Source organism: Polaromonas sp., assembly GCF_018780625.1.
Classification (GTDB): domain Bacteria; phylum Pseudomonadota; class Gammaproteobacteria; order Burkholderiales; family Burkholderiaceae_C; genus Polaromonas.
Map to the genome: position 1 here is coordinate 1 of NZ_JADMJK010000150.1, position 9948 is coordinate 9948.

Below are 9948 nucleotides of genomic sequence, written 5' to 3' on the forward strand. Positions count from 1 at the left end.
CTGGACCCGGTGCGCCACTTCCAGCGCCTCGGCGTCCTTGATCAAAATGCCGTGCTTGGCCGCCGCCCCGGTGCCCACCATGATGGCCGTGGGCGTGGCCAGGCCGAGCGCGCACGGGCAGGCAATCACCAGCACGGCCACCGCATTGAGGATGGCGGTTTCCCAGTCGCCCGTCGCCAGTCCCCAGCCCAGCAGCGTGACGGCCGCGATGCCGATCACCACCGGCACAAACACCGCACTGACCTGGTCCACCAGCCGCTGGATAGGCGCCTTCTTGGCCTGCGCCGACTCGACCATGCGCACGATGCGCGCCAGCGTCGATTCGGCGCCGACGGCGGTGGTGCGCACCACGATCAGCCCTTCGGCGTTGACCGCGCCGCCGGTCACCCGGTCGCCCGCGTGCTTGTTCACGGGCAGGCTTTCGCCGGTGATCAGCGACTCGTCCACCTCGGTCGCGCCCTCGGTGATGTCGCCGTCGACCGCAATCCGTTCGCCCGGGCGCACCACCACCAGGTCGCCGACCCGCACCTCGGACACCGGGACTTCCTCGTCCACGCCACCGCGGCGGCGCCGCGCGGTGTCGGGGCGCAGCGCATTGAGCGCGCGTATCGCTTCGGTGGTCTGGCGCTTGGCGCGCGCCTCCATCCATTTGCCCAGCAGCACCAGCGTGATGACGACCGCCGAGGCCTCGAAATACAGGTGCGCCATGCCGTGCTCGCCATGCACCAGCAACTGGTACACGCTGAGCCCGTAGGCGGCCGAAGTGCCCAGGGCGACCAGTAAATCCATGTTGCCGGCGCCGGCCCGTACCGCCTTGTAGCCGGCCTTGTAAAAGCGCGCGCCCAGCCAGAACTGGACCGGCGTGGCCAGCAGCCACTGCAGCCAGCCGTCGAGCATCCACATCTTGCCAAACAGCAGGCCGACCATCGGCAGCGCCAGCGGCGCCGACAGCGCGGCCGCCAGCGCCACCGGCCACCAGTCGGCGCCAGTTTGGGGGGGCTGGCCGGCGGCGCTGTCGCTGTCAGCCTGCAGTGGCCAGGCCCGGTAGCCAGCTTTTTCAACGGCGGCAATGACTTGGGCCAGCGTGACGGCGCCGCCAGTGATCTGGACTTCGGCGGTCTCGGTCGCCAGGTTGACCTCGGCCGACAGCACGCCCGGAAGCTGCTGGAGCGCCTTTTCCACCCGCGACACGCAGGACGCACAGGTCATGTCGCCAATCTTGAGCCGCAGCGACTGCTCGGCCACGGCATAGCCGGCTTTTTCGACGGCGCGTTGAAGCGCGTCCATGCGGACACCCTGGCCCGCCTGGACGCTGGCCTGCTCGGTGGCGAAGTTCACGCTGACCTGCGTGACCCCCGCAACGGCGCCAAGGGCTTTTTCAACCCGGGCCACGCAGGACGCACAGGTCATGCCTTCCACGGGGAAGCGCCATTGCGTGGCTGTGTTTTCCGTATTCTGTGCTGTCTGGCTGCCGCTCATGCGCGTACTCCTGATGTGAATTGCCGGGGAAAAAGCCCCGACAATCGCTGAAGTCTGAACCTTACCACCATGGCAGGGTCAAGCCTGCTTGACTTTGCCCCCGTGGGAAGGTTCAGACTGCAGGCTGTTTCACCTCAATCCTTCAAGGAACCCGTATGGAATTCGATATCCCCGCCATGAGCTGCGGTCACTGCGTCAAGGCCATCACCGAGGCGCTTGCGCAACTCGACCCCGGCGCCAAAGTCAGCGTGGACCTGCCCGCCAAAAAGGTGACGCTGGACACCAACCAGGACCGTGCCACGGTGGCCGCCGCGCTGACCGAGGCCGGCTACCCGACGCACTGACGGCGCTGGCGCGCACGGGCATTTCACGCAGCCCGATAGAATGCCGCGAACCCAACTACCGTAAGCGCCTGTGCCTGATCGTTTTGCCGTTTTTCTCCAATACCTGCTGCCCAAGCAGGCGATGACCGCTTTTGCCGGTTTTGTGGCGTCGCGCGAGCGCGGCTGGGTCACCACCGCGCTGATCCGCTGGTTTGTCGGCAAATACCAGGTCAACATGGCCGAGGCGGCCAATCCTGACATCACCGCCTACCCCACCTTCAACGCGTTTTTCACGCGTGCCCTGAAGCCTGGCGCGCGGCCGTTGGCGCAGGCCGCGCTGGTCTGCCCGGTGGACGGCGCGATAAGCCAGCTGGGCGCGATCGACCGCGACCAGATTTTCCAGGCCAAGGGCCACCACTATTCGACCACCGCGCTGCTGGGCGGCGATGCGGCGCTGGCGGCCCACTACCAGGACGGCCATTTCGCCACCATCTACCTGAGCCCCAAGGACTACCACCGCATTCACATGCCCTGCGATGGGCGCCTGAGCCGCATGATTTACGTGCCCGGCGCGCTGTTCTCGGTCAATCCGGTGACGGCGCGCGGCGTACCCGGCCTGTTTGCGCGCAACGAGCGCGTCGTTTGCGTGTTCGAGTCGGCGCGCGGCCCGTTTGTGCTGGTGCTGGTCGGCGCCACCATTGTGGGCAGCATGGCGACGGTGTGGCACGGTGTGGTCAATCCGCCGCGCAGCAAGGCGGTGCGCGAGTGGCGCTACCCGGCGTCTGGCCAGCCTGAAGTCGTGCTGAATCAGGGCGACGAAATGGGCCGCTTCCTGCTGGGCTCCACCGTCGTCATGCTGTTCCCCAAGGGGTCGCTGCGCTTTAACCCTGACTGGGCGCATGGCGCCAGCGTGCGGCTTGGCGAGGCGATGGCCAGCGACGCCTGACGGCCTGCCTTGTCGGGCCTGAACGGGCGTAAAAGTACAGCACATCGTCCTCGTGCTTGCGCAGTCGCACCCGCAGATTCGTCGCATCGCCGGCCGCCGTCGGTGAACGAAATGGCCGGTTGACGATGGTGAAGGTATTTCAGAAATGAATTGGCGACGACCGCTGCGCTACTAGATTCAAAGCGAAGCGTCTTCCGTTGACGCCACAAGCACCTCAATTCCCAAGTCCTCGAGTTCTTGACGTGCGCCCGGGTCGATGCCTGCATCTGTGATGACGCGCGTCACTTTGTCCAGCTTGGCGATGCGAAAGACGGCCTGAGAGCGGAACTTCGATGAGTCCACTATCACGCTCACCGTCTGTGCTGCGTCGATGAAGGCTCGGTTCATGGCGGCCTCCTCGGGGGACAGCATCCCGATGCCGCCCGAGGGCGAGATGGCATGAACCCCCAGAAAAGCCGCACGAACCGAGATGTCGTCGAAGGCTCCGGGAGCGGGGCGGCTCACGGAGGCCATCTTTTTGAAATCGACGATCCCGGGCAACAGATAGACGGAGGCGTTCTGGCTCCGGGCGAATTCCACTGCAACGGTCAGGCCGTTCGTGACCACATGCAGGTTGTGGTGACCGCGAAGTGCCTCGGCCAGATGCCGGGAGGTCGTTCCCCCATTGACCAGGATGCAATCTCCATCGGAGACCAGCTGCGCGGCCAGCTCCGCAATCGCGCGCTTTTCGCGAAAGTTCTCTCTTTCCCGTTCTGCGTAGCTGATGCTCTCGTAACGAGCCCAGCCTTCAGCGATAACTTCCCCTGAAACGGCCCCCCCTCTGGTGCGTTCCAGCAGCCCGCGTTCATGCAATTCAATCAGGTCTCGCCGAATTGTGATGGGCGAGGTCTGAAACTTTTCCGCCAAAACAGTCACTTCGACAGCCCCTCCCGCCTGAACCAGAGTGACGATTTCCTTGTGGCGAACGGCTTTGAGCATACGAAACCTCATAGATCAACATGAGGCGTATTAGAAACCAAAAACAAATTCAAACAAAAAAACAGACTACTAATGAATGAATTTAGTCATTAAATTGACACAAGGTGTTTGTATTATTTCAAATATGAACACAAGCAATCAAATTCGATCAGTTATTTTTGATGTTGATGGCACCTTGTTTGATACCTTGCCTTCGCTGTCGGCGGCTGCCAACGATGTGCTTGCGAACGCCGGTATGCGCGAAGTTTCAATGTCATTGCTGGGGTCAGCGCTCAATGAAGGGTTGAGGCCCATGTTTCGCCAAGCCATCGCCTTGCAGTCGGCTCCTGTTGATGCGGTAGCGGCGAATCAACTCGAAATCGAGTACATGGCCCATTACGGGCGGCGCTGGTTATTGACGGCTCCCTTGTTTGCTGGCGTGACAGAGGCATTGGCGGCACTCAGGTCACAGGGACTGAAGTTGGGCATCTGTACCAATCGGGACCGTGCCTCGACCGAGGCTCTGCTGGCATCGGCCTCCATCGCTAGTTTTTTTGACGCCATCGTAAGCCTCGGCGATGCGCCACTTCCGAAGCCCGCGGCTGACCCTTTGCTGCTGCTCATGGAGCGTCTGGAAGTGCCACCCGCAGAAACTTTGTTTGTGGGCGACTCCGCCATGGACGCTTGCTGCGCCCAATTGTCAAAGGTTCGCTTTGCCGCCCATCGTGGAGGCTACGCCGGACAACCCGCTGACCTGCTTCCCAACGTTCTGAGTTTTGGCGCCTACGACCAGCTCACAAGCTGGGTGCTCGACCACCGTTCTGCCCTGTTTCACCCTGTCCGCGTCACTGTGTCATGTCCCATCAACCTTTGTCATTGAATCGAGAGAGCATATGAATCCCTTGTCATCACGAACCCGGGCGCTGCGCCTCGGATGTTCGCTTTTCCTGATCCTGGTCCTCGCCGCCTGCGGAGGAGGCAAAGCCGACATCGTTCTGGCAGAGCAAGCCTCGGTTACCCCTCCCCCCTTGGCGGCGCCCGTGGCTGCCCCCCTGGCGCCAGTCATTCGCTGTGCACCATAAACCGCACGGAACGAAAACCGCATTCCCTTCCCACCATTAGGAGTACCCACTTATGAGCATCGATCGCCGCAACTTCTTGCGCATGAGCGCCAACACAGGCGCCGCCGCCGCCGCGCTTGCCGCGCTGCCCTTGAGCATCCGCAACGCCCTCGCCGTTGAACCCGCCGTTGACACCCGCACGATCAAGGACCTCAAGCACATCGTGATCCTGATGCAGGAAAACCGTGGTTTCGACCATTATTTCGGCACCATGAAAGGCGTGCGCGGTTTCGGCGACCGCTTCCCGATTCCGCTGCAGAGCGGCAAGTCGGTCTGGTATCAGCTCAACGGCAAGGCCGACGGCACGCCTGACCCTAGCGCGCCGTTCGATGGCACTGAAATTGCGCCATTTCATCTCGACCCGAAAAAATTCAATGCCATGCTCGCGCCCAGCACGCCGCACAGTTTCTCGGACTCGCAGGCGGCATGGAACCAGGGCAAGTTCGGCTATTGGCCGAAGTACAAGAACGACAATTCAATGGGCTATTACAAGCGGGAAGACATTCCGTTCCAGTTCGCGCTGGCCGAAGCCTTCACGATTTGCGACGCCTACCATTGCTCGATCACCACTGGAACCGACCCCAATCGGATCACCTTTTTCAGCGGTTCGAATTTCAATCCTGACCTGAGAGCCCAGGGCATCAATTGCACCGACGCCGATTCGGAACCGAACAACGTGCGTTGCTGGGTCTTGGACCCTGCTGTCAACAAGTGGCCGGTGCCGGGCTACAAGTACAAGGACACGGCGTTCAAGTGGCCGACTATTCCGGACGTTCTCGAGCAAGCCGGCATCACCTGGCGCATCTATCAGGACCCCAATGACAACTGGACCGGCGCGATGCACGGATGCCTCGCTTTCGAGAGCTTCAGAACGGCACAACCCGGTTCGTCCATCTACAAGAACGGCATGTCGCTGTGGACGCTCGAGGATCTCGCCAACGACGTCAAGAATGGCACTCTGCCTCAAGTGTGCTGGGTGCTCCCGCCCCAGGCATTCTCCGAGCATCCCGGCGGGCCCTCCAGCCCGCTGAAAGGCAGCAACTTCACGGAGCAGGTGCTCAATGCGCTGACCGTGAACACCGACGTCTGGAGCAAGACGGCGTTCTTTTTGACCTTCGATGAAAACGACGGTCTTTTCGATCACGTACCTCCGCCCGCCCCTCCGTCATACAACGCGGACGGCACCCTGGCAGGCAAAGCCACCCTCAAGCTCGACGGTGAATACTTTTCGGACCCGATCCGAAAATACCTGAAGCCAGAAGACACGATCTCGGGCACCGTTCGTCCGTTCGGGCTGAGCGCGCGCGTTCCGATGTACGTGGTTTCGCCGTGGAGCAAGGGGGGTTGGGTCGCGTCCGAAGTGTTCGACCACACCTCATTGGGGATGTTTCTGGAAAAACGCTTCGACATCACTGTTCCGGCCATCAGCCCGTGGCACCGCGCCGTCTGCGGCGACCTGACCTCGGCGTTCGACTTCGTGCAGGCCAAGGACGCGGCGTGGCCAACGCTGCCCGACACCGGCAACTACGCCTTCGTCGACGCGCAGCAAAGATCCATGCTGCCGTACTACGCTCCCAAGACGCACGAGCCGCTGTTTCAGGAAAAAGGCGTCCGCTTTTCGCGCAGACTGCCTTACGAGTTGCATGTCAACGCCGCCGTCAAGGCCGGCATCAGCGTCGAGCTGACCTTCGCCAACACGGGCAAGCAGGGCGCGGTCTATCACGTCTATGACAAGATGCACCTTGACCGCATTCCACGCCGCTACACCGTTGAAGCCGGTAAAACGCTGGCGGACATCTGGGACGTGTCGGCCGACAAGGGCAAGCATGATTTGTGGGTGTACGGGCCGAACGGCTTCGTGCGCGTCTTCAAGGACGATGCGCAAACCATCGCAAACGTGGCCAGCCCGGAATGCCGCGTCTGCTACGACATTGCAAACGGTGATGTCTACGTGAAATTCAGCAATCAAGGGACGCAGGCCTGCACGCTGACGATTCAGGACAACGCCTACGGCAGCGCTGGGCCATGGGTGTTGAAGGTCGAACCCGGCAAGGAAGTCGAACAGAACTGGTCGCTCCGCAAAAGCGGCAACTGGTATGACTTCAGCGTGACTGCCGACACACTCAATGGTTATATGCGCCGCTTTGCTGGCCGGGTCGAAACCGGCAAGCATGGGCTCAGCGACCCGGCGATGGGGACGGCTTAAAACATCCGGCGGCGCCAAGGACAAGCATTCAGGACTGCGTCTTTGGCGTCGCCGGCAACCGCATCAATTCCAATTTCACCCAACAGACAAGAAACTCAACCATGCACCGCAAACTATTTATCCGAACCGTAGTGGCAGCTATGTTAGCCATCGCCGGACTGTTCGCCAGCGCGGCCACCTTCGCCCAGGCGCAACACGATGGCAGTGTGGCCAGGCCTTTGCGCGTCATTCTGATTCCGGCCGACGGCGGCACCGAGGACGGCACCAAGAAGGATTTCGAACCGATCTTCGGCGCAATCAACCAGTCCACCGGCCTGAAATTCGATATCAAGGTCGGCCAGAGCTACGGAGCCGTGGTCGAGGCCATGTGCAACGGCGCCGCTGATATTGCCTGGTTTGGACCGGCGAGCTACCTGCAGGCCCGCGGCCGCGGATGCGCGGAATTGCTGGCGCTGGCGGTACGTCAGGGTGCCTCTGTGTATTACTCCGGCATCTTCGCCCGCACCGACGCAGGCATTAATAATGTCAAGGACCTGAAGGGCAAGAAAATCGCGCTGGGTGACGTCAACTCGACATCGAGCTTCAACGTGCCGGTGGCGATGATGATCTCGGCAGGTGTCAATCCTGCAAAAGACGCTGGCATGATCAACATGGCCGGTACCCACGCCAACGTGCTCAAGGCGCTGGCCGAGGGTCTGGTCGATGCCGGTGGTGCCTCGTTCGACTCGTTCGAGAAAGCCGTCAACGCCAAGGCGATCGATCCGGCCAAAGTCAAGGTGCTTGTGAAGAGTGCGCCGATTCCGTATCCGCCGCTGGCTATGCACCCGAAGCTGACCGAGGCCGTGAAGACCAAGCTGCGCGATGCCTTCAGCAACATCGACAAGCTGCCTGGCATCACCAAGGACCAGATCCGCGGCTATGGCGGCGGCAAGGTCGATGGCTACACGTCCAAGGTCAGTGAAGCCGACATGGCGGCAGCCGGAAAAATGTTCGAGCTGGTCACCGACCAGGTCAAGGTCGAGATCATGAAGAAAGCCGACAGCCGCTAAGCCAGCGCAGTTTGCACATCAGACCAGAACGGGCGGCGGCGCAATGCCACTGCCCGTACCTCCATCCAAGAAGCTTGCCATGATCGAATTCCATCACATTTCCAAGACCTGGCCAGACGGCACGCGGGCCTTGACCGATATCAGCCTCGCGGTACCGCGTGGACAGTTCTGCGTCGTGCTGGGCCCATCGGGCGCCGGCAAATCGACATTGCTGCGCGCGGTCAACGGCCTGATGCGCCCGAGCACGGGCCGAGTCGTCATTGACGGGACTGAACTGACCCCTGCTACCGAGCGCGAATTGCGTCAACGCGTGGCGATGATCCATCAACATTTCAATTTGACCTTGCGCATGAGCGTGTCCGGCAACGTGCTTGCAGGTCTGCTGCCAAAGGTGTCCATCGCTCGCGCACTGTTGGGCTGGTTCACGCCTGCGCATCGGGCCAGAGCCTGCACCCTGCTGGCCGGCGTCGGGCTGGCGCCAAAGCACCTGCCACGCCGCGCGGGAGAACTGTCCGGTGGACAGCAACAGCGCGTCGGCATTGCCCGGGCTTTCATGCTTGACCCCGAAGTGGTTCTGGCCGACGAGCCGGTCGCCAGCCTGGACCCGAAGATTTCGCGCGACATCCTGACGCTGATCCGCGATGCGGCGCGCGAGCGCAACACCTCCGTCCTGTGCAGCCTGCATCAGGTTGACCTTGCGCGTGAGTTTGGCGATCGTATCGTCGGCATGCGCGACGGCCGTATCGTGTTTGACGGCACACCCGCCGAATTTACCGATGCAGTCGTGGAACGCCTGTATGCCGGCGCACACTGGGAAGACGTCGCCGCACCCTCCGACGCCGAAGAAAATACATGGCCGCAGGGATCGTTGCTGCCGCTTGCTGCCTGAAATGTCCACCATGATCACCAAACCCATCCCCGTACCGACAGCGGGCACACAGCTTGCCTGGAAGCTGGACCATCCTTACACCGCCAAGCACTTGCTGATCGTGTTGGTACTTCTGGCAGGCTTGATCTACACCGGTCAGAGAACCGAAATGGACCGCATGGCAACGATGACGGTACAAGCCATCGGGAAGTTGCTTGGTTTGACCGATGAGTCGCAGGTCGTGCGTGGCCTGTCGCGTATTGGCCAGTCGATGTGGCCGCCGGCGATCGGCGAGAAAGAGGAAGTGGCGCGCCTGTCCCGGTTCGACCGCAACGACCTTCCATGGTTTAGCTACCTCGAGGTGCAGGAGCGGCGCGAGCAGCGCATGAACCTGCAGACCCTGCAGATGGATGTGGAAACGGAGCGTATCGAGTACCTGGTCAAGCCGGTCGGCTACCTGTGGACCGTGTTCGCCAAGATGGTGCAGACGGTCGAGATCGCGATTTGGGGCACCTTGCTGTCGGTGCTGCTGTCGATTCCGCTGGCCTATCTGGCCGCGCGCAACTACACGCCGAACCGGTTCACCTACACGCTGGCGCGCGGATCGATCAGCCTGCTGCGCTCGGCGCCGGAATTGATCGTCGCCCTGTTCCTGGTACTGGCCTATGGTTTCGGGCCGATCGCCGGCGTGCTGGCGCTGGGTTTGCACGCGGCCGGCTTTCTCGGCAAGTTCTACGCCGAAGACATCGAGAACGCCGACAAGAAACCGCAGGAGGCGCTGGAAGCCATCGGTGCCGGCAAGCTCAAGACGCTGTGGTATGGCGTGCTGCCGCAGGTGCTGCCGCAGTACATCGCGTACACGCTCTACATCCTTGATCGCAACATTCGCATGGCGACCGTGATCGGTCTGGTCGGCGCTGGCGGTATCGGGCAGGAACTCAAGGGCCGCTTCGACATGTTCCAGTATGACCATGTGGCGACCATCCTGATCGCGATCTT

Annotated in this window: 9 protein-coding genes; 7 read left to right on the top strand and 2 right to left on the bottom strand. The window is 61.8% G+C overall.

What is annotated here, in order from left to right:
- The coding region (locus tag IV091_RS12560; RefSeq protein WP_293469211.1) for a heavy metal translocating P-type ATPase at nucleotides 1-1479 on the bottom strand (1479 nt) is incomplete at its 3' end.
- Nucleotides 1480-1634: 155 nt separating this feature from the next.
- Between IV091_RS12560 and IV091_RS12565 the strand changes: the two genes are divergently transcribed.
- Nucleotides 1635-1823: a heavy-metal-associated domain-containing protein gene (locus IV091_RS12565; protein ID WP_293469213.1), complete on the top strand. Its 189-nt coding sequence runs from the start codon at nucleotides 1635-1637 to the stop codon at nucleotides 1821-1823.
- 70 nt (nucleotides 1824-1893) lie between these two features.
- Nucleotides 1894-2748: an archaetidylserine decarboxylase gene (gene asd / locus IV091_RS12570; protein ID WP_293469214.1), complete on the top strand. Its 855-nt coding sequence runs from the start codon at nucleotides 1894-1896 to the stop codon at nucleotides 2746-2748.
- 177 nt (nucleotides 2749-2925) lie between these two features.
- Here asd and IV091_RS12575 read toward each other — a convergent pair whose 3' ends face one another.
- On the bottom strand, nucleotides 2926-3726 hold the full coding sequence (locus IV091_RS12575; RefSeq protein WP_293469216.1) for a DeoR/GlpR family DNA-binding transcription regulator: 801 nt from the start codon (nucleotides 3724-3726) through the stop codon (nucleotides 2926-2928).
- 76 nt (nucleotides 3727-3802) lie between these two features.
- Here IV091_RS12575 and IV091_RS12580 point away from each other — a divergent pair, with 76 nt between their 5' ends.
- From IV091_RS12580 to phnE, 5 genes are all read left to right on the top strand, one after another.
- Nucleotides 3803-4585, top strand: coding sequence for an HAD hydrolase-like protein (locus IV091_RS12580; RefSeq protein WP_293469218.1), 783 nt, complete (start codon nucleotides 3803-3805; stop codon nucleotides 4583-4585).
- Nucleotides 4586-4839: 254 nt separating this feature from the next.
- Nucleotides 4840-7032, top strand: coding sequence for a phosphocholine-specific phospholipase C (locus tag IV091_RS12585; RefSeq protein WP_293469220.1), 2193 nt, complete (start codon nucleotides 4840-4842; stop codon nucleotides 7030-7032).
- A 101-nt stretch (nucleotides 7033-7133) separates the two neighbouring features.
- Nucleotides 7134-8081 (top strand): phosphate/phosphite/phosphonate ABC transporter substrate-binding protein, encoded by a 948-nt coding sequence (locus tag IV091_RS12590; protein ID WP_293469222.1) that lies wholly within the window; start codon nucleotides 7134-7136, stop codon nucleotides 8079-8081.
- Nucleotides 8082-8160: 79 nt separating this feature from the next.
- A complete protein-coding gene (gene phnC / locus IV091_RS12595; protein WP_293469224.1) occupies nucleotides 8161-8970 on the top strand; it encodes a phosphonate ABC transporter ATP-binding protein in 810 nt (269 codons plus the stop codon).
- A gap of 10 nt (nucleotides 8971-8980) precedes the next feature.
- Nucleotides 8981-9948: phosphonate ABC transporter, permease protein PhnE (gene phnE / locus IV091_RS12600; RefSeq protein WP_293469226.1), on the top strand; the 968-nt coding region annotated here is incomplete at its 3' end.

Coding starts and splice junctions, on each gene's coding strand:
- phnC (WP_293469224.1), top strand. CDS start 8,161: ATGATCGAATTCCATCACATTTCCAAGACCTGGCCAGACGGCACGCGG.
- IV091_RS12580 (WP_293469218.1), top strand. CDS start 3,803: ATGAATTTAGTCATTAAATTGACACAAGGTGTTTGTATTATTTCAAAT.
- IV091_RS12590 (WP_293469222.1), top strand. CDS start 7,134: ATGCACCGCAAACTATTTATCCGAACCGTAGTGGCAGCTATGTTAGCC.
- IV091_RS12565 (WP_293469213.1), top strand. CDS start 1,635: ATGGAATTCGATATCCCCGCCATGAGCTGCGGTCACTGCGTCAAGGCC.
- IV091_RS12585 (WP_293469220.1), top strand. CDS start 4,840: ATGAGCATCGATCGCCGCAACTTCTTGCGCATGAGCGCCAACACAGGC.
- IV091_RS12575 (WP_293469216.1), bottom strand. CDS start 3,726: ATGCTCAAAGCCGTTCGCCACAAGGAAATCGTCACTCTGGTTCAGGCG.